The following is a 25,192-nucleotide window of genomic DNA, read 5'->3' on the forward strand; positions in this document are numbered from 1 at the left end:
AGATGTAAAGCATGACAAATTAAAACGGCGCCTTAGGCGCCGTTTTTTATCGTCGGTTCTGTTTCATGACTGACTGGATTTCACGCTGGGTATCGCGTTGTTTTTCAGTATCGCGTTTATCGTGCTGCTTTTTGCCTTTGGCGAGGCCGATTTCACATTTGATGTAACCGCGCTGGTAGTGCAGGTTGAGCGGTACCAGCGTATAGCCTGAACGCTCGACCTTGGCGCTGAGTTTCTTGATTTCTTCAGATTTCAGCAAGAGCTTGCGTGTACGCACCGGATCAGGCGTAATGTGGGTAGAGGCGGTCGCGAGCGGGCTGATATGCGAGCCGAACAGGAAGATTTCATCGTTGCGGACGATGACATAGGCTTCCTTCAGCTGCACGCGCCCGGCGCGGATGGATTTGGCTTCCCAACCTTGCAATACGATGCCGGCCTCGAAGCGCTCCTCGATAAAGTAATCGTGGAATGCTTTTCTGTTGTCAACAATGCTCATGAGTTTCGGCTAGGGGTCGGTTAAAATGGATACTTCGCGATTCTATCAAACGGTTCATATTCGATGGCGGTAGTACATAAATCAGTCTTGTTGGGTTACAGCGCTGAGCAAATGTTTGCGCTGGTAGACCGGGTCGAGGATTATCCTCAATTTTTGCCATGGTGTGGCGGGGTCGAGGTCAAGCAGCGGGAAGAAGGGCGGCTGGTGGCCAGCATTATGATCAACTACCACGGCGTCAAGCAGAGCTTCACCACGGAAAATACTAATGTGCGCCCGGTATCCATGACCATGCGCCTGCTGGAAGGACCGTTCAAGCAATTGCACGGCACCTGGACCTTCAAGCCTTTGCGGGAAGATGCCTGCAAGATCGACTTCGACCTGCAGTATGAATTCTCGAATCGCCTGATCGAACAAATCATCGGGCCGGTGTTCAATATGATCGCCACCAGCTTTGTCGATTCATTCAGCAAGAGGGCGGATGCAGTATATGGCTGATCCAGCTTCCATCCACATCCAGATTTGCTACGCACGGCCGGACCGGCAATTCCTGCTGGAGCAGACGGTGCCTGCCGGGACTACCATACAGCAAGCTATCCAGAATAGCGGAATTATCCAGCAAGCGCCGGAAATCGATGTCAGCGTCTGGCGTGTGGGCATTTATGGCAAGCTGAAAACCCTGGATACTGTACTACGTGAACATGACCGGGTCGAAATCTACCGGCCACTCATCGCCGACCCCAAGGATACGCGCCGCAAGCGGGCGGATCACAAAGCTGTCAAAAAAACTGCCTGATACCGTTGCCGGTAGCAGGCAGGGATTTTTAGAGCGTCTTCCCTGTTTATTTGCAGTCGTTAAGTACGCGCCGACTCTCTTTTATTTCCTGTTCGCGTTCTTCATCGCTCAGGTAAACCCTTTCCCCAGACTGATCCATGCGGCTGACGCGCTGGCCTGATTCCAGCACACGGTTGTAGGCGGTCGCGCGTTCGCAATTCTTTTTCTGGTCCGCAGCCTGTTTGGCTTTTTGCTCTGCTTCCTTGTCTTTTTCGGCCTGGGCTATCCGGCGCTTCTGGAAATCGACATTCTTGTCAGCCAGCGTAGGCGGGGCTTTCTTTGTCAGATCAGCATCTTTTTCTGCATCATCGGTGCTGGCTTCCGAGGCGGTACGCAGCGGCGTACCCGGGGCTTTGAGGATTTTGCTGGTCGGCACCGAGGTTGGCGGCGGGCGGTCTGAGTACTGTTTCACGCCTTTGTTATCCAGCCAGATATATTGCGCAAAGGTAGCGCTGGCTCCGAGCGAGAGGATGAGTGCGAGGGTGAGGCGGGCAAAACCGGTTGAACGCATGACTAATCCTTCAGGGAGTAGCGATAAATAGTTGTGCGATTTCGCCATGCTTCCAGTCTGCTGTCAATCAATACGGCAATTTGTCGACAAGCTTTTTAGCAAGTGCAAGACGCAGCAAACGGATTTCTGTATAATTCGCTTTTGCGCCACTAGGAAAATACTATGCGTTTATTACAAAAAGCACTCACATTCGATGACGTGCTGCTGGTCCCGGCTTACTCAGACATTCTCCCAAAAGATACTTCCCTTGTTACGCGCCTGAGCCGTAACATCACGCTGAATATCCCTTTGCTGTCGGCAGCGATGGATACTGTGACCGAAGGTCGCCTTGCGATCGCAATGGCACAGGAAGGTGGTATCGGTATCATCCACAAAAACCTGACCGCCAAAGAACAGGCGCGTGAAGTTGCCAAAGTAAAACGTTTTGAATCCGGCGTCGTGCGTGATCCGATCACCATCCCGCCAGACACCAAGATTCGTGACGTGCTTGCCTTGTCGCAGCAACATGGCATCAGTGGTTTCCCTGTCGTTGAAGGCAAAACCGTGGTCGGCATCATCACCAACCGCGATCTGCGCTTTGAAAACGAGCTGGACGCACCTGTCAGCAGCAAAATGACACCGAAGGACAAGCTGGTCTACGTGCCGGACGGCGCTGACCTGGTTGAAGCCAAGCGCCTGATGAACAAGCACCGCCTGGAGCGTGTGCTGGTCGTCAACGACGCCTTCGAACTGCGCGGCCTGATTACCGCCAAAGACATCCAGAAAGCAACCGAACATCCACTCGCATCGAAAGACAGCCAGGGCAAATTGCGCGTAGGCGCGGCAGTCGGCGTCGGTGCTGATAACGACGAGCGCGTAGACCTGTTGGTCAAGGCTGGTGTGGACGTAATCGTGGTGGATACCGCGCACGGTCATTCCAAAGGCGTGCTGGATCGCGTGCGCTGGATCAAGGATAACTACAAGGGTGTAGACGTCATCGGCGGCAATATTGCTACCGCAGCCGCTGCATTGGCACTGGTTGAACACGGCGCGGACGGCGTCAAGGTCGGCATCGGCCCAGGCTCGATCTGCACTACGCGTATCGTCGCTGGTGTAGGCGTGCCGCAAATCACTGCCATCTCGAATGTTGCTGAAGCGCTCAAGGGTACAGGCGTGCCATGTATCGCTGACGGCGGCATCCGCTTCTCCGGCGATATTTCCAAGGCACTGGCAGCAGGTGCTTCCAGCGTCATGATGGGCAGCATGTTTGCCGGTACCGATGAAGCCCCAGGCGAAGTGATCCTGTTCCAGGGCCGTAGCTACAAGGCTTACCGTGGTATGGGTAGCCTGGGTGCGATGGCTGATGGTTCGGCTGATCGCTACTTCCAGGATCCAGCCAACAACGTGGATAAATTCGTGCCGGAAGGTATTGAAGGTCGCGTTGCCTACAAAGGCAGCATGGTCACCATCCTGTATCAACTGGTAGGCGGCGTACGTTCTTCCATGGGTTACTGTGGTTGCTCGACCATCGATGAATTCCGCGAACGTGCCGAGTTTGTAGAAATCACTTCGGCCGGTATGCGTGAATCGCATGTCCATGACGTGCAAATCACCAAGGAAGCGCCGAACTACCGCGCTGAATAAGGTCGCTGCATGGCACTGTCAGCACAACTTGCCAGCCCTGCATTTGATGGCAGCAGGAGCCGGCAGGAAGATCTTTCCCACGCTGTTGCCCGCATAGAGCGGCTGGGGAAACATCTGTTTGGTGTCTCGGCCTGTATCGTTTATTTGCATGCCGCTGATGATTCCGGTTCGTCTTTCGATACCAGTGCACATGCGTTTTGTGCGCAACTGGATCTGACAGATGACTTGCAGGTGGTCCCGGAAAAATCATCGCCATTCCAGGCCGCGCTGGGCAAGATAGACAATCTGGACGTACGCTTTTATGCATTGCAGCCGGTGCGTAATCGCGACGGACAGATAGTCGGCAGGATAGGGCTGATCCATGAGAGGCCGCGCATGTTCACCGAAGGTGACAAGATTTGCCTGCATGACCTGGTCGCTGTGCTGGAACGGGAACTGCATGCCCATGCAAATGCATCGTTCACACTGCCAGCTACAAAGTAGTAAGCCTTAAAATAATTGTTCCACCTAGAAGCATTAGCCAACTATCCCATGCATTCGAAAATACTCATCCTCGATTTCGGTTCCCAAGTCACACAGTTGATCGCACGCCGCGTGCGCGATTCCGGTGTTTTTTCTGAAGTCTATCCATATGACGTCAGCGATGAGTTCGTACGCAACTACGGTGCCGCTGGCGTGATCCTGTCAGGTGGCCCGAACTCGGTCATCGAAGGTGACGAATCGCCGCGTGTACCGCAAGCGGTATTCGAACTGGGTGTGCCGGTGCTGGGTATTTGCTACGGCATGCAGGCGATGGCAGAGCAACTGGGCGGCAAGGTAGAGAACGGCAAGGTACGTGAATTCGGTTACGCCGAAGTGCGCGCGCGTGGCCACACCGCATTACTGAAAGATATCAGCGACTTCACTACCGCCGAAGGTCATGGCATGTTGAAGGTCTGGATGAGCCACGGTGACAAGGTCAATGAAATGCCGCCAGGCTTTAAGCTGATGGCATCGACACCGAATTGCCCGATCGCCGGTATGGCAGATGAAGCGCGTCGCATGTACGCATTCCAGTTCCATCCTGAAGTGACACATACCGTACAAGGTAAAGTCATCATCGCGCGCTTCGTGCATGAAATTTGCGGCTGTAAATCGGACTGGAACATGCCGGATTACATCGCCGAAGCAGTGGAAAAAATCCGCCAGCAAGTCGGCAGCGACGAAGTTATTCTCGGCTTGTCCGGTGGCGTCGACAGCAGTGTGGCTGCTGCGCTGATTCATCGCGCGATTGGCGACCAGCTGACCTGCGTATTTGTCGATCATGGTTTGCTGCGCCTGGATGAAGGCAAAATGGTAATGGAGATGTTTGCCGAGAACCTCGGTGTCAACGTTATCCATATCGATGCAGTCGATCAGTTCATGGGCCATCTGGCTGGTGTCAGCGATCCGGAAGCCAAGCGCAAAATCATTGGTCGTGAATTCGTCGAAGTTTTCCAGGTAGAAGCAGGCAAGCGCAAAAATGCCAAATGGCTGGCGCAAGGCACGATCTATCCGGACGTCATTGAAAGTGCAGGCAAGGGCAAGAAGGGCCACACCATCAAGAGCCACCACAACGTAGGCGGCTTGCCGGAAACCCTGAACCTGCAATTGCTGGAACCACTGCGTGAATTGTTCAAGGACGAAGTGCGTCAACTGGGCGTTGCGCTCGGCTTGCCGCATGACATGGTGTACCGCCACCCATTCCCAGGCCCAGGCCTGGGCGTGCGTATCCTCGGCGAAGTGAAAAAAGAATTTGCCGACCTCTTGCGTCGCGCCGATGCCATCTTTATCGAAGAATTGCGCAAGACGCCATTCGTTGCCACACCGGGTGCTTCGGAAGCGACCGATAACGGTATCCCGCACCGCAACTGGTACGACGCCACCAGCCAGGCATTTGCCGTCTTCCTGCCGGTTAAATCGGTGGGCGTGATGGGTGATGGCCGGACCTATGAGTACGTGGTGGCCTTGCGTGCCGTACAGACGCAGGATTTCATGACAGCACACTGGGCGCATCTGCCGCATGAGTTGCTGGGCAATGTTTCGAATCGCATCATCAATGAAGTGCGTGGCATCAATCGCGTGGTCTACGACATCTCGGGTAAACCACCTGCGACGATTGAGTGGGAATAAGTCAGTACTTTTGCCCGAGAGGGCATCGCGTTCAAAGAAAAACGGTTGCTGCGGCAGCCGTTTTTTTTCGTTGCATCTTTACATCGAGCCGGACGGTATAGATTGCCTCGTCAGCTCACGGTGAATATAATGAGAATCATTATTATTTAAAATGCCGGGCATTCCAATGCACGGCACGCAGAAAATCCAATGTCGGCCCCGGCCCTTAACCCCGTCCTGCAACAGCAGGCCCATACCCTCTACAGCGACCATCATGGTTGGCTGTTTGGCTGGCTGCGCAAAAAGATGGGCTGTACGCATCAGGCGGCGGATCTTGCGCACGATGCCTTCCTGCAAATACTTGGGCGTCCGGAAGCATTGGTGGACGTGCGCGAGCCACGCGCCTACTTAACGACGATTGCGCGCCGGCTGGTATTCGAAAGCTGGCGTCGGCGTGACCTGGAACAGGCCTATCTGGCCGAGCTGGCGGCCTTGCCTGAAGACGTGGCACCTTCCCCGGAAGATCAGGCCCTGGTGCTGGAAACTTTATTGGCTATCGACCGCTTGCTGGACGGGTTGTCAGTCAAGGCGCGCAGTGCATTCCTGATGAGCCAGCTGGATGGCATGACTTATAGCGAAATAGCAGCCGAGCTACATGTATCGGCCAGCCGTGTGCGTCAATATATGGCGCAGGCACTAAGCTGCTGCTATACCGCTGCATTGCCGGCATGAGTACTTTCACTCCTGTTGCATCGGCACCGGCAGTTACCGATCCGATAGTCGAAGCGGCTATCGACTGGATTATCTGCCTGCGCTCCGGCGATGCCGGGCCGGTCCAATACGAAGCCTTCAAACAATGGCGTCTGCAGGACGTACGTCATGACACTGCGATCCGTCATCTGGAGCAGGTGCTCGGTACCTTTGACAGCTTGCCTGCATCTTCCCATGTCCGCAGTTCGGCTCGGCGCGCCTTGCTGAAGTCGCCGGATCGGCGAAAGCTGCTGCGCAATACCTTGGCATTGTTGCTGGTCGGCTCCGGTACCGGTTTGCTCGCACAGCGCATCACGCCATTGAATACGGTAACAGCGGATTTGCGTACCTCTACCGGCCAGCGCAAGCATATGCAACTGGCTGATGGCAGCCAGATATGGCTGAACGCACGTAGCGCGGCTGATATTGATTTCGACGAGAGTACGCGTCGCATCCATTTGCGTAGCGGGGAAATTGTCGTCGACGTTGCTGCAGATGCGCAGCGCCCCTTCATCGTAGAGAGTGCGGAAGGCAGCATGCGTGCGCTGGGAACCCGTTTCCTGGTCAGGCAGGAGGAGGGCGCTACAGTTCTCGCCGTCTTGCATTCATCGGTACGCATCGATGCCAAAGATGGTGCCAGCCGTACCCTGGTTGCAGGAGAAACCGCGCGCTTTGATCAGTCGCAGATAACGGCCATCGATACGGCATCCGGCGCTGCCGCTGCCTGGGTTGATGGTTTTATTGAAGTGCATGATCGTCCGCTGAGCGAAGTGATTGCTGCAATGCGTCCTTATCGTTCCGGCTTTTTGCGCGTCACGCCACAGGCTGGTGCCTTGCGTGTCACCGGGACTTTCCCGCTGGATGACAGTAAGCGGACTCTGGCGGCCCTGGCGGAGACTTTGCCGATAGTTATCCGCAGTCGTACTGATTACTGGATCAGCATCGAGTTGCAGGATTCTGCTTCCTAAGGCCTGGCCTGATTTCCGGCCAAAAATATTTTTCAAATAATGTCGTGGCGGCCCTGTCACTTTTCACTCTTCGTTGCACAAACCAGATGAAGCCTCGTTTATCTCGTTTGTTATAGCGGAGAATTACCTTGATCCCATTTTTTAATATTTCTTCATTGCGGCCATCGGTGCTGGCGGTCTGCCTTGCCCTGGGTTCCCCAGCGCTCATGCAGACGGCGTTTGCACAAAACAACAAATCTGCAGCGCAGTCATTTGACATCCCGGCCGGGCCGCTGGATGCGACCCTGACCAGAATCGCGCGCCAAAGCGGGCAGATCATTTCCATCCAGCCGGAGCAGGTGCAAGCCCGTAAGGCGCCTGCCATCCGGGGTGAAATGAGCGCAGATCAAGCTTATCGCCAGGCTTTGCAAGGAACGGATCTGGAACTGTTCATGAGCGCCAGCGGTGCCTTGAATTTGCGCCCGGTTCCGGCGAAAACGGTTTCTACCTTGCCTGCAATAACGGCAACAGCGAGCCAGGAAACAGCCACCGGTCCTTTTATTGGCTATGCCGCCCGGCGCAGCGCCACCGGCACCAAGACCGACACCCCGATCATCGAAACGCCGCAATCGATCACGGTGATCGGCGCGCAGGAAATTGAGACGCTGAAGTCGCAAAGCCTGCAGGATGCACTGGGATACGTGGCGGGTGTGAGCCGCGCCGAGGGCATGGACCGCACCACGGACAGCTTGTTCCTGCGCGGCTTCCGCACTAGCCTGGGCAACTACTATCGTGATGGCACGCTGTATACGGTGAACATCTACAACGGGCGGCAAGAGCCATACGGCTTGGAGCGCATCGAGTATTTGAAAGGCGCTTCGTCCGTGTTGTACGGCGCGACGCCACCGGGTGGCGTCATCAGCACGATCAGCAAGCGACCCGTCACCGAGCCGCTGCGCGAGTTGAATGTGGAACTGGGGAGCTTCGATCGCAAGCAGCTGTCAGGTGATTTCGGTGGCGCGCTGGATGAGGACGGGCAGTGGTCCTATCGTCTGACGGCGTTGCGGCGCGACAGCAATACTTTCGTCGACCATGTGCCCGACGATCGGACTTATGTGGCGCCAGCCATAAAGTGGCAACCAAACGCCGGCACGTCGCTGACGTTGCTTGGGGAATACCAGCGTGACCATACCGCCTATGCCTATGGCCTGCCGGCCCAGGGCACGGTACTACCCAATCCCAACGGCCGTATTCCACGCGACCGCTTCGGCGGCGAGCCCGGCTTCGACCGCTTCGATCTCAAGCGCACGTCGATCGGATACGTGTTTGAGCATGCCTTTAACGACAGGCTGATCTTGCGCAACAACCTGCGCTATATCCGCGCCGAGAGCGGCTACGATTCCACCAGCATTTGGCAGCTCGCGCCCGACCTGCGCCACACCGCCAGTCGGACCGCCAGCCCGCGCTGGGACCTGTCAACGGCCTTCAACGTCGACACTTCGTTGCAGTACAAGGTGGAGACGGGCGCTATCCAGCACACGGTGCTGGCCGGCTTCGACTATTCGCTGCCCAAGCACGAGACCAAGCGCTATCTGCGGCGGGCCAGCAGCATCGATCTCTACGACCCCGTCTACGGCGGTCCGATGGGACCGGCCACGCCCAACTATGGATCGTCCACCAAGAGCGACACGCGGCGCATGGGCGTCTATATCCAGGACCAGATGAAAATCGAGGACAAATGGGTCGTGTTGCTGGGCGGTCGACAGGACTGGGTCCGCGCCAGCGAAAGCAATGTCTTCACGGGCGAGCAATACGCGGACAACGAGAAGAGCCAGGCCTTCACTGGCCGCGCCGGCCTGGTCTACCTGGCCGACAATGGACTGGCACCGTTCGTCAGCTACAGCCAGTCCTTCGAGCCGACCAGCGGTCAGGACCGCGAGGGCAGCCGCTTCAAGCCCACCGAGGGCGAACAGTATGAGCTTGGCCTGCGCTACCAGCCCGCGGGCTCGGACACCATGCTGTCGGCATCCGTCTATACATTGACACGCAAGAACGTCACCGTCGCGGACCCCATGGATACGTCCTACCAGATCCAGACCGGCAAGGCGCGCTCGCGCGGAGTGGAACTGGAGGCGCGCACCCGCATTGGCCGCAACATCAACCTGATCGCTGCCTATGCCTACACCGACGCGCGCACGCTCAAGGCCAGTCCCTTGCAGCCAGATGCGGAAGGCCGTCGCCTCGACTCGGTGCCGTTGAACCAGTTCTCGATCTGGAGTGATTACGGCTTCGGCTCTTTCGGCCTGCCGGGCTTGCGCGTGGGTGCCGGAATGCGCTATGTGGGTAGTACCTATGGCATGGCGCATGGCACGCGGGTCGAGGTGCCGTCCTTCACGCTGATGGACGCTATGCTCAGCTTTAGCAGGGACCGGTGGAAGTTCGCGTTGAATGCCACCAACCTGGCGGACAAGACTTACATCGGTAGTTGTACCTACGGTTGCTTCTATGGCGAACCGCGGAAACTGATCAGCACCGTCACTTATCGCTGGTAGCCGTATGCTTTTCATAAAGCCCTGATGATGAATCATTAGGGCTTTATGAACTTCTACTCCCGGGGTGTTGCGCTTGCTTCAACACAAGCGAGAAAACAACATCTTGGCAGCCGGTCACAAACCGGATGTAGCCGGAAATAAAAAGTGATGTGATAATGAGAATCATTATCAAACATGGTTTTTGATCCCCATCCGGTTCCCATGCCTCCCGCCACACATCACAACCAGCACGATGCTTTGGATAGCCTGTACAGCGAACATTACGGTTGGCTGTATGGCTGGTTGCGTAAAAAACTGGCTTGCCCGCACAGTGCGGCGGATTTCGCCCAGGACACTTTCTTCCGCCTGTTGTCAGTGCCGTTTGAACTGACGACCCTGCAGACGCCGCGCGCCTACCTGACGACTACGGCGACTCGTTTGATGATAGATGAGACGCGGCGACGCAAGGTTGAGCAGGCCTATCTGGAGGCACTCGCATTGCTGCAGGATGAGGTATATGTCGTAGCACCGGAACAGCAGCTGGAAACGGTGGAGACGCTGACACTGATTGCCCGGATGCTGGAGGACTTGCCGGAAAAACCGCGCCAGGCATTCATGCTGTCGCGTCTCGACAATCTCAGCTATCCGGAAATCGCGACGCGTCTCGGTGTTTCCGCCAGCATGGTCAAACAGTATATTGCCCGTGCCATGGTGCATTGCTATCAGATTGCCTATGCAGGGGAGCGGCTCGCATGAGGTCGGCGACACCGGATATCGACGCGCAAAGCGCATTGCGGCAGGGTACACATCAGCCGCAGGCAGGGTTGACAGCGGATGTCATCGCCCGCGCCGCAGAATGGTATGCACAGCTGCATTCCGGCGATAGCGGGGCGGCAGAACTGGCTGAGTTCGAACGTTGGCGCCAGCAAGATGCGGGTCATGCGGAGGCATATGCGCGCATGGAAAAGCTATGGGCGCGTTTTGATACGGTCAGCAGCAAGCCAGCAGCACTGGCGTTGAACAAGGCCTTGAAGTCCGGTGCAGGCAAACGCAAGAAAGTTGTCATGCAGGCACTTATGCTGTGCATCGCGATTTCCTGCGCATGGTTTGCTTCGCAAACGGGATTGGGCAAATACATGCTGGCGGACTATCACACTGCAATTGGTGAGCAACGTGTGATTGAGCTGGCGGATCAAAGCCGCATCACGTTGAATACACAATCCGCGATCGATATCGACTTCAGTGGCAAAGAACGCCGCATCACGCTACAACGCGGTGAAATCATGATTGAGGTTGCCAAGGATAAGGCGCGCCCATTCATCGTCGAAACGGAACATGGTAGCGCTCGTGCGCTAGGCACCCAATATATGGTCAAGCGTGAAGAGCAGGGCACACGCGTCACGGTACTGGAATCTTCGGTGCGGGCATGCGCAGCGAAAGTGCCGGACTGTGTAGACCTTATACCCGGCGAGCAAACCGTGATGACACCTGATGCAGTACAAGCGGTGAATACGGTCAATGTGGAAGCTGTGTCCGCATGGAGCAAGCACATGCTGGTAGTAGACGACCGGCCGCTGAATCAGGTACTGGCGGAACTGTCGCGCTACCGTTATGGCCGGATTATCTACAATGAAAATGAGATGGCTGGCTTGCGTGTATCCGGTGTGTATGCGCTGGATGATACTGATCGCACGCTGGCGGTATTGCTGGCGACCACGCCGATACGCATCAAGCAATACACACCTTTGCTGGTCGTCGTATCACCTCTTAAGTGACGCCTCTCAAATAACGCGTATTAAATAATTTACCTACCGCACTGTCCCTCCAGTCTTTTGCTTCGTCATCACTTATGAAGACACCAAACAGGAGGGCAATTTCCATGCATCAAGCAATTTTCAAAAAGAAACCATTGGCAGCGGCGATACAGCTTTTGCTGGCTGTGTCGCTGGGCGCCGCTATCGGTATGCCGGCCGTGGTATTTGCACAAACCAGCGCTGCCGAGTCTGCGGCGACACGCAGCTACAGTATTCCGGCTGGCCCTCTGACGCAGGCTTTGAACAGCTTTGCGCAGAGTGCCGGCGTGATGCTTTCCTTCGAGCCTGAGCTGACTGCGGGTAAAACGACCGGCGGTATCAACGGCGTGTACAGCATCAAGCAAGGTTTTGATGTCTTGTTGCAAGGCAGTAGCCTGACGAGCAGTCCTAGCGGTGGCAATGCCTACACTTTGAAACGCATTCCTGTATCACCATCCGGTGCGATGGAAACGACGCTGCCCGAAGTGAAGGTGAGCGGCGTGGTACAAGCGGATGAAGGGCAGCATCTTGCTGCACCAGTCAATAGTGGTGCCCTGGGCAGTCGCACTGTATTGGAAACACCCTTTTCCAGCACAGTAGTGACCAGTGCTGATATAGCCGAGCGCCGGATCACTACGTTGGGAGAGTTGTTTACGACCGATGCCTCGGTATCGGATAACAGCGGCGCTTATGGTGCGTGGGCCAGCTATTTGACAGTGCGAGGCTTGGCGCTGGACTTCCAGAACTCTTATCGCATCGATGGCAAACCTTTCCTCAGCTATGTCATTTCACTGCCGTACGAGCACATGGAGCAGATTGAATTGCTCAAGGGTTCGTCCGGTTTTATGTATGGCTTTGGCTCTCCAGGTGGCCTGATCAACTACGTCACGAAGAAGCCTACGGATACGCCGCTGCGTAGCGTCGGCCTCGGCTATTCATCCAAAGGCCTGATTAGCGAGTATGCCGATTTCGGCGGGCGGGTAGGTGAGAACGGCATGTTTGGTTATCGTCTGAACGCCACGCACGAAGAGGGCAAGACTTTCAACAATGGTTCGTTAAACCGGAATTCGGTATCGCTGGCACTGGATGCGCGCCTGAGTGACAAGCTGACCTGGGATTTTCAGACCATCCTGCAGGATAGAAAAGCGATCGGGCAGGAACCGACGATACGAACCAGTGCTCTTGGCAGTGCACTGCCAGCAGCTATCCGGAATAACAATGCCACCATCGTCGGCGGTGGCACTTATGCCGACAATAACTTCCGTTTTTATTCCACCGGCCTGAGTTATGCGTTGACGTCGGACTGGAAGCTCAGTGCCAGCTATAGCCATAGCTCCACCCGTACGCGCCGTAACGAATCCGTACTACGCCTGAGCGACAGCCTGGGTAATTACCAGGACGACCATTCTGATTACGGCGAAGCCTATCAATTCAATCAATGGCAAACCATGCTGGAAGGAAAATTCCAGACCGGTTCCTTGTCGCATCAGGTCGTATTGGGTACGTCCAATCTGAAGCTGAAGAATGACTACAGTTCGAATGGTTTTTACGGCTTGATCGGTAGTGGCAACCTGGCTGTGCAAAACACCAATAACTACTACAGCAGTGGCGCATTGAGTTTGTATCGTGGCGGTGAAGTGACGCAGAAGGCTTTGTTCGCCAGCGATACGATCAAGCTGTCTGAACGCATTTCGATACTGGCGGGTTTGCGCTATACCGATTACAGCCAGACCAGTTTCAACACCAACGGTAGTGTCTCTTCGACCTATCGTCAGGATGGCGTGAAAACACCGACACTGGCACTGATGTACGCCTTCGCTCCCAATACTATGGCCTACGCCAGTTATATGGAATCGCTGGAGCCAGGTTCTTCTGTTGGTGTCGGCTATGCAAACTATCGCTCCATGCTGGATCCGCTCAAGAGCAAGCAATATGAAGTCGGTGTCAAGACCAATCAAAATGACTGGAGCGCGACTGCAGCCGTATTCCGTATCGAGAAAAAATCAGAGTATGGCAATGCTGCGAATGTATTGGTACAAGATGGTACAGCCATCTATCAGGGGCTGGAGCTGGGTGCAGCGGCACGCCTTGCGAAAAACTGGAATCTGGGTGGTAGCCTGATGCTGCTGGATACCGAGTATCAAAATGGCTTTGCCTTTGCCGGGAATCGCGTCGCAGGTGCGCCCAACACAGTTGCAGCCGCACAGCTTGCTTATACCGTGCCTGAAGTTCCAGGTTTGAAGCTGAATGCCAACATGAAGTACACAGGCGCAACCATGCTGCGACCTAGCAATAACCTACAAGCGCCTGGCTACACTTTGTTGAATGTCGGTGCGACGTATGACACACGCATCAATGGTTACGACACCAGCTTCCGTGTCGCCATCAATAACCTGGCAGATAAGCGCTACTGGATGTTCCAGTATTCCGATTACATCAAAGCGGGTGATCCGCGCTCGCTGACTTTGAATGCTTCGTTGAAATTCTAAGTTTGGTAGCGTATGAAAAAAAGCCCCGATGACGAGCAGTCATCGGGGCTTTTTTATATCGCTGATTTTTTACCAGCGATGCGTGTAGCTAATCGCAAATGTCGTACCAGTTGCAGGCAGGCGGCTGTTGTTGTTACCACTCCGTATCAATTGGCTGTATAGCGGCAGATAGTATTTGTTAAACAGGTTTTCTATGCCCAGTGTGATCGAGTCCTTCTTGCTGAACTTGTAGCGCGATACCAGATCCACGGTGTAATAGCCATCCACGTCGGCACGTGCAAACTGTGTTTTGCCATCGGCCAGGCGATAGTCTTTCGATGCAAACCATGTGAATTGCGCGCGATTGCTCCAGCGTTCATTAGGCTGGTATTGCACATAGGCTGTCACTTTGACAGGTGGGATGCGATAGCCGGTCATTTGCTGATCCTGCTTTGCTCCTGCCGGTAATTCGCGTCCTTGCATCCAGGTGAAGGTGCCGCCGCTTACCCATTTCTCGTTGTCGCTGTAGTAATCGACGGTGGCTTCCACACCGTTGATTTTTTCACTGGTACGTGTAAGTACAAGACCGTTATTGAATGATTGCACGCCGCCCAGATCCGAGCTGGAGCGGAATATGGCGAAGGTCGCCATGGTGTTGCTGAAGCGACCGCGCCAACCCAGTTCATAGCTATCTGTTTTTACCGGTTCCAGTTGTGACGAATTGATGTTGAAGCTGGCATTTGCATTGCGCAATATCACGCCGATATCAGGCAGGTCAAAACCCTGGCTTACCGATCCGTAGAACTCCTGACCTTTGACAGGTTTGAATGTCAGCCCTGCATTGTGTACGACGGCGTCGTAGCTGACCTTGCCACCTTTGATAGTAGTCGGACTTGCCAGCTTGGATTGCGACAATGGCTGGAAGTCATCGAAGGAGGCGCTGGCTTTTTCGTAGCGCAAGCCGCCTTCGGCCGACCATTGTTCATTGAATTTGTATTGCAATTGCGCGAATGCACCCATGCTGCGCGTGGTCAGCCACGGCAGGTAAGTACGTTGTCCGGTCTTGCGGAATACCAGGCCACCGCTGGCATCGTAAGCGGCCGGATCAAAGACATCCAATGGCATGTTGCTGCGTTCCTGGATGAAGTCTGCACCCCACAGCAGTTTTGCTTTCTGGTCGCTGCCCAAAGGTGTATCCATGGTCAGGCGGCCACCAAAGACTTTGTTGTTTTGCATGACCTGATCGATATTGCCGCCACGGTTAACGTTGGCACGTGCATCAAACGGCGTGAAGCGCGTGAAGTTGTCACGTCCATACAGCATCGCGGAAAGCGAGCTGCCAAGGATGTCCTTGTGCTCGTAGCTGGCGCTCAGCAGGGTGTTTTCTACTTCATTCTGATTCACCAGATTCAGTCCCTGGATGGCACGCGCTGTTGCTGTTCCTATAGGTGTACTGGCAATCTTGGGATCAGTGGCGTAGTCAGTATTCTGTTTCGCACGCAGGTAGCTGGCAGAAAGTTGCAGGCGTTGATTTGCATCGATACGAAAGCCCAGTTTGCCGCCGAGACTGTAAGTATTCGAATCGAACAGGTCCCCCTGGCTGGCATCCGGTGCAATGCGGTCGCCATGTGCGTCGTAGGAACCTCCGATGCGGCGATAGGATGCATCGACTTCATAGTCGACTACATCGCCTTTGCCGGAAAAGTAATGTTGTACCTGTGCACCCAAACCGTCTTTACTGAGTTTCGAGAGTGAACCATTCATCGATATTGTGGTTTCTGCGACAGGCTCGCCACCTGGTGGGCGTGTGGTGACCGAAATGATGCCGCCGCTGGCACCGCTGCCGTAGATGGAGCTGCTGCCGCGCAGCACTTCGATGCGGTTGATACGGGCCGGATCGATATTGACCAGGTTGCGTGATGAATCGCGATTGGTATTGAGTGGAATGCCATCTACCAGTATCAGGGCGTTACGCCCGCGCAGAGTCTGACCGTAGTCGGTCAGTGAACGACTGGAGTCCGACAAGCCCGGCACCGCCTTGGTGAGCATGCTGCCTATGCTGTTGGGTGAAATCGCGCGCAGGTCATTGAGTTCCTGGCCTTCGATGACGGTGATCTGGCGTGCCGGTTGTGCCAGGCTGCCGCCCATGCGTTCGTCGGTTACCACGACGGTGGGCATGACTGCGGCGTTTTCGGGTGTGTTGGCATCGCTGATTTCGTCTGCGCTTTTACGGCGTATGCTGAGCGCGCCACCCGGGGTGGTTTCTATCGTCAGGTCAGTACCAGTCAGTGCTTGTCGTACTGCTTCGCCGGAAGAGACGCGGCCATTGATGGCTGGCGCCTGGCGTCCGCTGATAAGAGCCGGGTCGGCAATGATGGTGCGGCCGCTGAGCTGGCCTATGCGGGTGAGGGTGGTGCTGAGTGGTCCTGCCGGGATAGTGAACTGTACGGCGCTAGTCGCGGCAGTCGTCTCGGCGGCTTGTGCCCATGCACCGGCTTGGGTGCAGGCGATAGCAACGGCAAAGGCGATGCGGCTCAGCTTTAAGCGAGGAAGGTGTCGATGCTGCATGTGTAAGTCCCTTAAGGTTGGTTTTCACTAACCATGTGGAACGAAGCAGAAAAACCCCTCATGTTTTTTGAAATAAATTTCGCTCGGGTCAGGCCGACATGAGATCGATGGTGATCAGCCAGTTGCCGTATTGCTGCATTTGCAGCGGTAAAGCATGTACCAGCGTGCGCAAGGTATGGGCCGGATTATCCAGCGGGAAAACGCCGAAGGTACGCAAGGCGGCCGCTTGCGGCGAGATGCGGATGTAGCCGCTGTAATACGGTTTGAGTGCCGTAATGATTTCAGCCAGGCTGGCGTTTTCCACTGCCAGCATGCCATCTGACCAGGCGGCCAGCGCGCTAGCATCGCCGCTGATGCGATTGACGTTTGCTGCATCGAAGACCGCACCTTCGCCTTCGCGCAAGCGTAGTTGCTGGCCGTCGCTGGTACGCAGATCTACGCTGTGTTCCAGCACGACTACCTGCGATAAGGTATCGCGTTGCTGGACCAGGAAGCGGGTGCCGAGTGCCCGCACCATGCCGTGTGTGGTCTGAACGATGAAAGGGCGGTTGCTGTCAGGTGCGACGCTGGCGATCAATTCACCGGCGCGCAAACGCAGCTGGCGGGTGTGCTGATTGAAATCGACGTCGACGGCTGAACGAGCGTTCAGTTGCACGCTACTGCCGTCCGCCAGTGCATATGTTTGTCTTTGTCCGGTACCGGTTTGCAGGTCGGCCATCAGTTGGCCTATGGCGAATTGGCGTTCTGCCAGCAAAGCGGTGCCACCACTTACGCCAGCGAATACGAGTGCACCGCGCAGCAATTTGCGGCGGCGTGTGCTGAGCAGGGTGCGTTGGGCTGCCTGCATCTGCCCCGGCGCACGCAAACCGGCATCGCGCACGACGGCAAATGAGTCGTTCAGTAAACCAGCGACCCGTTTCCACGCCAGCTCATGTGCCGGATCAGCAGCCTTCCATAATTCAAAGGCGCGTTGCTCAGCCTCGGTCACGGTGTTGGATTCAAAGCGTATCAACCAATCGACGGCGGCATGGACGATGCGGTCGTTCGATGGGTAGGCGCTGCCTGCTGTATTCACGGTGCCCATTGCAGACATTCCAATATGGCGCGCTTCATATGGCGCTCGACCGTCGCGAGGGAGATGCCCATGCGTTCGGCGATTTCCGGATAGGTGAGTCTATCCAGGCGGCTATACAGAAATGCAGTTTTAACTGGCAGCGGGAGTGCGTCCAGCGCACGGTCGATTTGTTCTATTGCTTCTATCAGTACTGCGCGTTCTTCGGGGGACAGGGCGACCGCTTCAGGTTGCAGCATCAGCGATTGCAGATAGGTTTTTTCCAGGTCCTGTCGACGCCAGAGATGAAACAGCACGCGTTTGGCAATGGTAGTGAGGAAGGCGCGGGGTTCTGCTATGGCTTCAGGATGTTTGTTTTCGACTACCTGCGCGAAAGTTTCTGCTGTGGCATCTTCCGCATCGGCGCGGCTGGACAAGCGACGCTGCAACCGGGCGAATAACCAGGGTTGATGTTCGATGTAGAGCTTCTCGATAATGGAAGTGGGCGAAAGTAGGTGGTTCACAGCGGGATCCGGATGAGGGATGGTAGATCTATCTGAATAAAGTCTGTAAATGAGAATGATTATTATTGCATGATAGGTCGGTTTAGCTCAATATTTGGATGGTCTGATCAAGGCATCTGGCCGAAAGTGTTGCTAATCGTCCGCATGCGTACTTTGTAAGCCTTTGGGATTTATTTGATATGGCGCAAATCAGCAGTTGCCTATATTCGGCACAATCCATATCAGATTGCATATGTCCGACATAAGGAATCGCATATGTGTATATCGGCCTGCAATGTGAGAATCGGAAGCCTGAGGAAGGTCACAGCTCCGATGCGATGAACCAATAATTGAAGGAGAAGAGAATGAAAGTATGGAAACCAGCACTCGTATTGATGATGGCAGGCTTGAGCAGCCAGGTAATGGCGGCAGATTGTTCAGTCGAGATCAGCAGCAATGATGCCATGCAGTTTGATAAGGCCAGCATCTCGGTACCGCAAAGCTGCAAACAATTCACCGTCAAGCTCAAGCACAGCGGCAAGATGGCCAAGAACATCATGGGCCACAACTGGGTGTTGACCAAGACAGCCGATATGCAAGGTGTGGCCAGCGACGGTATCGCGGCAGGACTGGATAAGAGTTACCTGAAGGCGGGTGATGCACGTGTGATCGCGCATACCAAGGTGATAGGCGGCGGCGAGAGCGATACCATCAGCTTCGCTCCATCCAAGCTGAAAGCAGGCGAGGCTTACTCCTTCTTCTGCTCCTTCCCCGGCCATTCGGGCATCATGAAGGGCACGGTACAAGTGACGAAGTAAGTCACTTGCTACAGGTCGCTGACGAATACGGATTTGTCAGCGACACCTCCCTCTGCTTTGTTTTAAGAGCAAATCTACTCAGTTAAACGTCAAATCAGCCGGTATGCTGTTCGGGCTGCGCGACATTTGGTAGCTATACCAGAGACTCTGAGCAATTCTTTGTGCCGACGCATACGCACGTTCTCCCATGGCCTGATTCGGCTGTTCTTTCGTGGTTTCCAGGAATAAGGCCAGCCAACGCTGGAACAATGCTTCGTCCAGATGTGGCAAGGCGATGTGTTTTTGCATAGGCGTGCCGCTGTAGCGGCCAGTGCCGCGCAGTATGGATGACCAGAAATCCACCAGCTTGCTCAAATGATGATCCCAGTCATCGACCAGGCCATTGAAGATCGGCCCGAGTACTTCATCGCGCCGGACTTTGGCGTAAAAGGCGTGTACCAGTGTTGCGACTTCTTCGTCAGTGCATAGATCTTCTGCAGGCACTTTATTCTCCAGATGGGTGATGGCTAGAACGCATCTCACGGATATTTGTGAAATGAGTTCTAATGAGCCGTATGTACATGATAGACCGCGTACTCTATTAACGCTCATTCCGACTCGGTCGGAATTGATCTGGCTCAAATTCTCATGCCTGGCCGGCGGCTTTGAATATGTCCTGCATCCATTCGGTAAATACGCGTATACGTGCTGATAACTGGCGGTTTTGTGGATAGAGCACCGAGAGTGGCATGCCGGGAGGTGGTGTATCAGGCAGGATCAGTTGCAGGCGACCGTCCTGTATTTCCTGTTCGATGTGGTAGCGCGGCATTTGCACGATGCCGATGCCGGCCAGCGCGCAACCGGTGTATACCTTGGTACCGGTCACCGAGATGGCGGTCGGCAGCACGATGGATTGCATGCGGCCATCCACCATGAATTCCAGCGGGAAGGGTTTGCCGCTGGCGCTGGAGATGTAGTTGACCGCTTTGTGTTGTGCCAGATCTTCTATGTTGCGCGGCTGGCCGTAGCGGGCCAGGTAAGCCGGACTGGCGCAGGTCACTTGTTGCAGCATGGCGATGCGACGTGCGATCAGCGATGAGTCCTGCGGTGTGCCGCCGCGCAGTACGCAATCTATGCCTTCGCGCACCAGGTCGACCAGGCGATCACTTTCATCCATATGCAGTTCTATACCCGGATAGCGGGCGAAGAAAGCGGGCAGCGTAGGCACCAGAAAGTGGGTGGCCACCGTACCCTGCACGCCGACGCGCAGCAAACCTTTGGGCGCAGTATTGCGGAAAGCGCCATCTGCTTCCTCGATATCGGTTAGCAGGCGTACGCAGCGCGTGTAATAGGCATCACCATCCAGCGTCGGAGTAACCAGTCGCGTCGTGCGGTTCAGCAGGCGGGAGCCCAGGCGTTCTTCCAGGCGCGTCATCGCATTGGTGACGGTGGCGCGTGGCAGCTGCAAGTCTTCGGCAGCCTTGGTGAAGCTGCGCCGCTCCATGATGCGCACGAAAATTTGCATTTCCTGGAATCTATCCATGATTTACGGCCTTATTGTTGGTAAATATCGAATAATGATGTCGATTTTAGCCGGATTATCTTTTGTTTGCTTTGTTGCACACTCTCGTCACTCCCACTCATTAAGGAAGAAGACCATGAGCAAGCAAGCAAAAAAAGTAGCCATCATTACCGGCGCATCACGTGGCATAGGTGCAGCAATTGCAGAACGCCTGGCTAACGATGGGTTTGCGGTTGTCATTAACTACGCCAGCAGTGCAGGCGAGGCCGATGCCCTGGTCGCCAAATTGCAGACCGCGCAACATGACGCGATAGCAGTGCAAGCAGACGTAGCCAATTCGGCAGATGTGCGCCGCCTGTTTGATGAAACCGAACAGAAGCTGGGCAAGGTCGATGTGCTGATCAATAACGCCGGGATTCTGCAGATGGCGGCCCTGGCCGATACCAGCGATGAATTGTTTGAGCGTACGCTCAGTATCAATGTACGCGGCACTTTCAATACCTTGCGCGAGGCGGCGACACGTCTGAACGATGGTGGTCGTGTGGTGAATTTTTCCAGCACGACGGTGGCGATGAGTTTGCCTAACTATTCGGTGTATACCGGCAGCAAGGCAGCGGTTGAAGTGTTGACACCTATCTTCGCGAAAGAAATGCGCGGTCGTAATATCACCGTCAACGCAGTGGCACCGGGACCGGTTGCGACTGATCTGTTCTTCAATGGCAAAACCGAAGCGCAGATACAGCAGCTCGCCAACATGCCGCCGCTGCAAAGACTGGGACAGCCGGATGACATCGCGGCGGCTGTGTCCTTTCTGGTAGGACCTGATGGTGGCTGGATTAATGGTCAGGTCTTGCGTGCGAATGGTGGCCTGGCATGAAGTTGTAATGGCCGTATCAGTGCTGCGGAGTTATTCACGACTTGCATCCGGCTTTAAAAATTCAGACAGTAGATCAGCATCGCTTCCTAACGGGAGCGATGCTTTTTTTATGTCTCTCATTCCGAAAATGAATATTTGTGAAATGAGTTCTAGTAAAGCACCTAAATTTGATGTGGCGCAAATGTCGGAATTTTCAGCGCGCGATAATGCTTGCCATGTTGTGACGCCGTCAACGGCTGTGCATGACCCAGAACTGATATGGCTAAACCATCCCCATCTGATCCTGTTTATGCAGGAAGGCCGGGCGTATGCTGTGTTCCACCCCATCGAATACGATGTAATGAAAGAAGTAGTGCCACACAAGAGTGTGGCAATGCGTAATAATGCAAAGCACTATGCATACCAAACCAGCCGCTTTCCAGCGATTGCGATCCGGTACAGGATTCGAGGTCGGAAGTTTGCTGCAAGTCTTTGCATCCTTGCTGTGGTTGCCACAAGCCGGTCTGTTGGCCTATGCACTGCAGCGATTGATGGATGGTGCTGGTATTGCCGCTGTCTATCTTCCCGCCGCCCTGATTTTTATCCTTGGTTTAATCCGTTCTGTTTGTGATGCCGCAGGTGTGCGTCGCATATTCAAAACCGCACGTGCTGAACTGTCCCTCATGCGTGAGCAAGTCGCTGCATCGCTCGCGGCACGTTCACCACTGGATGCCGCCAGGCCTGCATCCGGCCTGGCTGCCAGTGTGATGGCAGAGCAGGCGGAAGCTGTCATCCCTTATCTCACCCGTTATCGTCCGGCCCGCTTGCGCACCATGGTCGTGCCGCTCGCCATCCTGATCGTGGTCACTCCGTTGTCATGGATCGCGGCGCTGGTTCTGCTGGTCGCGGCACCGTTGATTCCTATTTTCATGGCGCTGGTCGGCTGGCGCGCCAAAGCCGCGAGCGAAGCGCAGATGGTGGAGATGGGTGGCATGAATGCCTTCCTGCTGGATCGCCTGCGCGGCCTGGCGACCTTGCGCACACTGGGTGCGATCGAAGCGACTGCCTTGCGTTTGCATGCGTCGGCACAGGCGTTGCGCATGCGTACGATGGCGGTGCTACGCATTGCCTTTCTGTCGTCAGCGGTGCTCGAATTGTTTGCCGCACTTGGTGTCGCCATGGTGGCGGTGTACATCGGTTTTCATTTGCTGGGACAACTCGAATACGGCGCCTGGGGCACGCGTCTGACCCTTGGTCAGGGGGTGTTTATCCTGTTGTTGTCACCCGCTTTCTTTGAACCTTTGCGTGAGTTGTCTGCTGTCTGGCACGACCGTGCAGCAGGTGAAGCTGCGCTGGATGCACTCGACAATTTAACTGCAGACGGTTTGCTATTGCCGGATGCAGGAACAGCTTCAAATACTGCAGCAGCGGCAGTGCGTGCTGCGCCGACAGTCCTTATTCAGCAGCTGTCCTTCGCGCATCAGGGTAGTGGCGCAGCAGTATTTGATTGCTTTGATTTACAGATCGCCGCCGGTGAGCACGTCGCCATCATGGCTGCCAGTGGTGGAGGCAAATCCAGTTTGCTGGCACTGATCGCTGGCCTGTTACCGCTACCGCACGGAAGCATCACCATCGATGGCGTGCACTTGTCTGCGTACAGTGCGGCCGGCCTGCGCAAACGCATGGCATGGATAGGACAGAAGCCACATATCTTCGCCGGTACGGTACATGCCAACGTGGCATTGCGTCGGGATGGAGTCAGCGCCGCAGATGTTGCTGCTGCATTGAAGTTTGCGGAACTTGAAGGTGTCGCACAGGCACGTCCCGGTATCGCACTGGGCGAGGGCGGTGGTGGTTTGTCTGGTGGTGAAGCAGTGCGACTGGCACTGGCGCGTGCCGCAGCCGATCCGCATGCTGGTTTATTGCTGGTCGATGAGCCGACTGCGCATCTGGATCAGGCTACGGCACAACAAGTGACCGAAGCCTTGCTGCAACTCGCACAGGGTAAAACCATGATAGTGGCGACACATGATCCGGTACTGGCTGCCCGCATGGATCGCGTGATCCTGCTGCAGGCGGAGGAGCAGGCATGACGATCTGGCGTGATCTTGCTCCGGTGCTGCGTTTGTTTGCTGACGCCGGTCGCAATAAATTGTTATTGGGGGCGCTGCTGGCTGCGACCACCGTATTGTCCGGCATGGCTTTGCTGGGTTTGTCGGGCTGGTTTATTACAGCGACTGCGATTGCCGGTTTGAATACGACACTCGCATTTACCTTTGATGTCTTCATGCCATCCGCAGGTATACGGTTGTTGGCACTAGGGCGTACTGCTGCACGCTATGGTGAACGACTGGTGACGCATGATGCGACGCTGGAAGTGCTGGCGAGTTTGCGTGTGCGTCTGTTTCGCGCCTGGGCGCGGCCACAGGCAGCGCGTCGTTTGCTGGCGCGACCAGCGCAATTGCTGTTCCGCCTGACAGGCGATATCGATGCACTGGATTCCTTGTACTTGCGTGTACTGGTGCCGCTCGCATCTGCGTTGTGTGCAGCGCTGACGCTGGGCGTGGCGCTGGGCTTGTTGCAATGGTGCTTGGGTCTGGCACTTGCCGCATGGCTGATCGTCACTGGTTTGTTGATTGCACTGATGGTGGCACACAAGGCTAGGCCGGATGCACGTCGTCGCAGTTACGCACTGGAAGCCTTGCGCGCACGCAGCATCGATCTGGTTGCAGGGCAGACCGAATTAATCATGGCCGGGCAACTGGATGCGCAGAAGCAGGCATTGACCATCGCCGATCAGCACCTGGCACGAGCGGACGACGCCTTGAATCGACTTGAGGCGCAGGCTGGTATGGCTTACAGCATAGTCGGCACCATCACGCTGACCGCTACCTTGCTGGTGAGTGCCGCATTGGTAGGTGAGGGCATCTTGAATGTGCCGCTGGCTGCGCTGGCGCTGTTACTGGTGCTGACCGCGACCGAGCCGTTTTCGGCCTTGCGTCGTGGTGCACTCGAACTGGGACGTACCGTACTGGCAGCGCGTCGCCTCGGTGCGCGCATGCACGTTGCCGACGAAAAAACTGTTGTTGCACCACAGCCGCCTGCCGGTTTGGTGCTGCAGTTGACGAATGTCAGCGCCCATCCTGCTGGTGCAGACGCCGATGCCCAGGAGGCCAATATCCTGAAGAACATTTCGCTGGCATTGTCAGCTCGTGAGCGGGTGGCGCTGATCGGTGCCAGCGGTGCCGGTAAATCCACCTTGCTGGCCTTGATCGCAGGTGAGTTGTCAGCGCGCTCCGGCAATGTTTGTGTCGCCCCGCATAGCCTGCTGACGCAGCGCACCGAATTATTCCAGGACAGCTTGCGCGATAACTTGCGCGTGGCGGCTCCGGAGGCCGACGATGCACGCCTGTGGCAGGTATTACACAGCGCGGGGCTGTCCGACGATGTCGTAAATATGCCAAACGGGCTGGATACGCGTTTAGGCGAGGGCGGCCTCGGCTTGTCTGGTGGCCAGTTGCGCCGCCTGGCGCTGGCGCGCCTTTTACTGAGAGATGTACCGCTGTGGCTGCTGGATGAGCCTACTGAAGGGCTGGATCAGGCCACGGCGCACGATGTTTTACTAGGTCTGGATATGCAAGCCGCAGGGCGCGCTTTCCTTCTGGCAACTCATGTCCGGCGTGAAGCTGAACTCGCAGACCGCTTGGTTTGTTTGCAACATGGGCGTATTGTTGCCGAAGTGAAGCGTAGCGATGCAGATTTTGTAGGTGTGTTGAACAGTTTGCGGCCGGATTGAACACGGTCAGTAAACAGT

Annotated in this window: 22 protein-coding genes; 15 read left to right on the forward strand and 7 right to left on the reverse strand. The window is 55.6% G+C overall.

The window, feature by feature from the left end:
* Window positions 1-46: 46 nt before the first annotated feature.
* Entirely contained in the window at window positions 47-496 is a 450-nt protein-coding gene (gene smpB / locus H7U06_RS08615) for an SsrA-binding protein SmpB (protein ID WP_175625722.1), read from the reverse strand.
* A 63-nt stretch (window positions 497-559) separates the two neighbouring features.
* On the opposite strand from smpB, the gene H7U06_RS08620 reads away from it, so the two are divergent.
* Window positions 560-991: a type II toxin-antitoxin system RatA family toxin gene (locus H7U06_RS08620; protein ID WP_124573922.1), complete on the forward strand. Its 432-nt coding sequence runs from the start codon at window positions 560-562 to the stop codon at window positions 989-991.
* On the forward strand, window positions 984-1,289 hold the full coding sequence (locus H7U06_RS08625; RefSeq protein ID WP_175625723.1) for an RnfH family protein: 306 nt from the start codon (window positions 984-986) through the stop codon (window positions 1,287-1,289). Before H7U06_RS08620 ends, H7U06_RS08625 begins: the two co-directional genes overlap by 8 nt.
* 46 nt (window positions 1,290-1,335) lie before the next feature.
* Here the strand turns inward: H7U06_RS08625 and H7U06_RS08630 are convergent, their stop codons facing one another.
* Window positions 1,336-1,839, reverse strand: coding sequence for a DUF4124 domain-containing protein (locus tag H7U06_RS08630; protein ID WP_175625724.1), 504 nt, complete (start codon window positions 1,837-1,839; stop codon window positions 1,336-1,338).
* Window positions 1,840-2,001: 162 nt separating this feature from the next.
* On the opposite strand from H7U06_RS08630, the gene guaB reads away from it, so the two are divergent.
* From guaB to H7U06_RS08675, 9 genes are all read left to right on the forward strand, one after another.
* Complete coding sequence (guaB, locus tag H7U06_RS08635) at window positions 2,002-3,462, forward strand: IMP dehydrogenase (protein ID WP_175625725.1); 1,461 nt, start codon at window positions 2,002-2,004, stop codon at window positions 3,460-3,462.
* A 9-nt stretch (window positions 3,463-3,471) separates the two neighbouring features.
* Window positions 3,472-3,945 (forward strand): GAF domain-containing protein, encoded by a 474-nt coding sequence (locus H7U06_RS08640; RefSeq protein ID WP_254873179.1) that lies wholly within the window; start codon window positions 3,472-3,474, stop codon window positions 3,943-3,945.
* Between the two features lie 48 nt (window positions 3,946-3,993).
* A complete protein-coding gene (gene guaA / locus H7U06_RS08645) occupies window positions 3,994-5,613 on the forward strand; it encodes a glutamine-hydrolyzing GMP synthase (RefSeq protein WP_175625726.1) in 1,620 nt (539 codons plus the stop codon).
* Between the two features lie 189 nt (window positions 5,614-5,802).
* Window positions 5,803-6,324, forward strand: coding sequence for a sigma-70 family RNA polymerase sigma factor (locus H7U06_RS08650; RefSeq protein ID WP_175625727.1), 522 nt, complete (start codon window positions 5,803-5,805; stop codon window positions 6,322-6,324).
* Complete coding sequence (locus H7U06_RS08655) at window positions 6,321-7,310, forward strand: FecR domain-containing protein (RefSeq protein ID WP_175625728.1); 990 nt, start codon at window positions 6,321-6,323, stop codon at window positions 7,308-7,310. The genes H7U06_RS08650 and H7U06_RS08655 overlap by 4 nt, the downstream gene beginning before the upstream one ends.
* A 206-nt stretch (window positions 7,311-7,516) precedes the next feature.
* A complete protein-coding gene (locus tag H7U06_RS08660) occupies window positions 7,517-9,841 on the forward strand; it encodes a TonB-dependent siderophore receptor (protein ID WP_254873211.1) in 2,325 nt (774 codons plus the stop codon).
* A gap of 201 nt (window positions 9,842-10,042) precedes the next feature.
* Entirely contained in the window at window positions 10,043-10,576 is a 534-nt protein-coding gene (locus H7U06_RS08665) for a sigma-70 family RNA polymerase sigma factor (protein ID WP_175625730.1), read from the forward strand.
* A complete protein-coding gene (locus H7U06_RS08670; RefSeq protein ID WP_175625731.1) occupies window positions 10,573-11,595 on the forward strand; it encodes a FecR family protein in 1,023 nt (340 codons plus the stop codon). Before H7U06_RS08665 ends, H7U06_RS08670 begins: the two co-directional genes overlap by 4 nt.
* A gap of 104 nt (window positions 11,596-11,699) precedes the next feature.
* On the forward strand, window positions 11,700-14,102 hold the full coding sequence (locus H7U06_RS08675) for a TonB-dependent receptor (RefSeq protein ID WP_254873180.1): 2,403 nt from the start codon (window positions 11,700-11,702) through the stop codon (window positions 14,100-14,102).
* Window positions 14,103-14,171: 69 nt separating this feature from the next.
* Here the strand turns inward: H7U06_RS08675 and H7U06_RS08680 are convergent, their stop codons facing one another.
* The 3 genes from H7U06_RS08680 to H7U06_RS08690 form a co-directional block, all read right to left on the reverse strand.
* Window positions 14,172-16,649 (reverse strand): TonB-dependent receptor, encoded by a 2,478-nt coding sequence (locus H7U06_RS08680; protein ID WP_175625732.1) that lies wholly within the window; start codon window positions 16,647-16,649, stop codon window positions 14,172-14,174.
* A gap of 88 nt (window positions 16,650-16,737) precedes the next feature.
* The gene (locus H7U06_RS08685) at window positions 16,738-17,724 is read right to left on the reverse strand and encodes a FecR family protein (RefSeq protein ID WP_175625733.1); all 987 of its coding nucleotides are present in this window, start codon (window positions 17,722-17,724) and stop codon (window positions 16,738-16,740) included.
* Window positions 17,721-18,224, reverse strand: a complete 504-nt coding sequence (locus tag H7U06_RS08690; RefSeq protein WP_217703449.1) for a sigma-70 family RNA polymerase sigma factor — start codon at window positions 18,222-18,224, stop codon at window positions 17,721-17,723. The genes H7U06_RS08685 and H7U06_RS08690 overlap by 4 nt, the downstream gene beginning before the upstream one ends.
* A gap of 344 nt (window positions 18,225-18,568) precedes the next feature.
* On the opposite strand from H7U06_RS08690, the gene azu reads away from it, so the two are divergent.
* Window positions 18,569-19,021 (forward strand): azurin, encoded by a 453-nt coding sequence (azu, locus tag H7U06_RS08695; protein ID WP_175625734.1) that lies wholly within the window; start codon window positions 18,569-18,571, stop codon window positions 19,019-19,021.
* Between the two features lie 78 nt (window positions 19,022-19,099).
* Here the strand turns inward: azu and H7U06_RS08700 are convergent, their stop codons facing one another.
* Window positions 19,100-19,504 (reverse strand): group III truncated hemoglobin, encoded by a 405-nt coding sequence (locus H7U06_RS08700; protein ID WP_175625735.1) that lies wholly within the window; start codon window positions 19,502-19,504, stop codon window positions 19,100-19,102.
* A 142-nt stretch (window positions 19,505-19,646) separates the two neighbouring features.
* Window positions 19,647-20,543: a LysR family transcriptional regulator gene (locus H7U06_RS08705; protein ID WP_175625736.1), complete on the reverse strand. Its 897-nt coding sequence runs from the start codon at window positions 20,541-20,543 to the stop codon at window positions 19,647-19,649.
* 115 nt (window positions 20,544-20,658) lie between these two features.
* Between H7U06_RS08705 and H7U06_RS08710 the strand changes: the two genes are divergently transcribed.
* The 3 genes from H7U06_RS08710 (at window position 20,659) to H7U06_RS08720 (ending at window position 25,174) form a co-directional block, all read left to right on the forward strand.
* A complete protein-coding gene (locus H7U06_RS08710; RefSeq protein ID WP_175625737.1) occupies window positions 20,659-21,399 on the forward strand; it encodes an SDR family oxidoreductase in 741 nt (246 codons plus the stop codon).
* A 395-nt stretch (window positions 21,400-21,794) separates the two neighbouring features.
* Window positions 21,795-23,471, forward strand: a complete 1,677-nt coding sequence (cydD, locus tag H7U06_RS08715) for a thiol reductant ABC exporter subunit CydD (protein WP_254873181.1) — start codon at window positions 21,795-21,797, stop codon at window positions 23,469-23,471.
* Window positions 23,468-25,174: an amino acid ABC transporter ATP-binding/permease protein gene (locus tag H7U06_RS08720; RefSeq protein WP_175625739.1), complete on the forward strand. Its 1,707-nt coding sequence runs from the start codon at window positions 23,468-23,470 to the stop codon at window positions 25,172-25,174. The genes cydD and H7U06_RS08720 overlap by 4 nt, the downstream gene beginning before the upstream one ends.
* The last annotated feature ends 18 nt before the right edge of the window (window positions 25,175-25,192 follow it).

This window comes from Herminiimonas sp. Marseille-P9896, from assembly GCF_903993245.1.
GTDB classification, from domain to species: Bacteria; Pseudomonadota; Gammaproteobacteria; order Burkholderiales; family Burkholderiaceae_D; genus Oxalicibacterium; species Oxalicibacterium contaminans.

Bases quoted from the DNA above. Each gene is read 5' to 3' on its own strand.
- H7U06_RS08670 (WP_175625731.1), top strand. From the start codon at position 10,573: ATGAGGTCGGCGACACCGGATATCGACGCGCAAAGCGCATTGCGGCAG.
- H7U06_RS08650 (WP_175625727.1), top strand. From the start codon at position 5,803: ATGTCGGCCCCGGCCCTTAACCCCGTCCTGCAACAGCAGGCCCATACC.
- H7U06_RS08720 (WP_175625739.1), top strand. From the start codon at position 23,468: ATGACGATCTGGCGTGATCTTGCTCCGGTGCTGCGTTTGTTTGCTGAC.
- H7U06_RS08680 (WP_175625732.1), bottom strand. From the start codon at position 16,649: ATGCAGCATCGACACCTTCCTCGCTTAAAGCTGAGCCGCATCGCCTTT.
- H7U06_RS08710 (WP_175625737.1), top strand. From the start codon at position 20,659: ATGAGCAAGCAAGCAAAAAAAGTAGCCATCATTACCGGCGCATCACGT.
- guaA (WP_175625726.1), top strand. From the start codon at position 3,994: ATGCATTCGAAAATACTCATCCTCGATTTCGGTTCCCAAGTCACACAG.
- guaB (WP_175625725.1), top strand. From the start codon at position 2,002: ATGCGTTTATTACAAAAAGCACTCACATTCGATGACGTGCTGCTGGTC.
- H7U06_RS08655 (WP_175625728.1), top strand. From the start codon at position 6,321: ATGAGTACTTTCACTCCTGTTGCATCGGCACCGGCAGTTACCGATCCG.
- H7U06_RS08675 (WP_254873180.1), top strand. From the start codon at position 11,700: ATGCATCAAGCAATTTTCAAAAAGAAACCATTGGCAGCGGCGATACAG.
- H7U06_RS08705 (WP_175625736.1), bottom strand. From the start codon at position 20,543: ATGGATAGATTCCAGGAAATGCAAATTTTCGTGCGCATCATGGAGCGG.
- H7U06_RS08640 (WP_254873179.1), top strand. From the start codon at position 3,472: ATGGCACTGTCAGCACAACTTGCCAGCCCTGCATTTGATGGCAGCAGG.
- H7U06_RS08620 (WP_124573922.1), top strand. From the start codon at position 560: ATGGCGGTAGTACATAAATCAGTCTTGTTGGGTTACAGCGCTGAGCAA.
- H7U06_RS08630 (WP_175625724.1), bottom strand. From the start codon at position 1,839: ATGCGTTCAACCGGTTTTGCCCGCCTCACCCTCGCACTCATCCTCTCG.
- cydD (WP_254873181.1), top strand. From the start codon at position 21,795: ATGCATACCAAACCAGCCGCTTTCCAGCGATTGCGATCCGGTACAGGA.
- H7U06_RS08665 (WP_175625730.1), top strand. From the start codon at position 10,043: ATGCCTCCCGCCACACATCACAACCAGCACGATGCTTTGGATAGCCTG.
- smpB (WP_175625722.1), bottom strand. From the start codon at position 496: ATGAGCATTGTTGACAACAGAAAAGCATTCCACGATTACTTTATCGAG.
- H7U06_RS08625 (WP_175625723.1), top strand. From the start codon at position 984: ATGGCTGATCCAGCTTCCATCCACATCCAGATTTGCTACGCACGGCCG.
- H7U06_RS08660 (WP_254873211.1), top strand. From the start codon at position 7,517: ATGCAGACGGCGTTTGCACAAAACAACAAATCTGCAGCGCAGTCATTT.
- azu (WP_175625734.1), top strand. From the start codon at position 18,569: ATGAAAGTATGGAAACCAGCACTCGTATTGATGATGGCAGGCTTGAGC.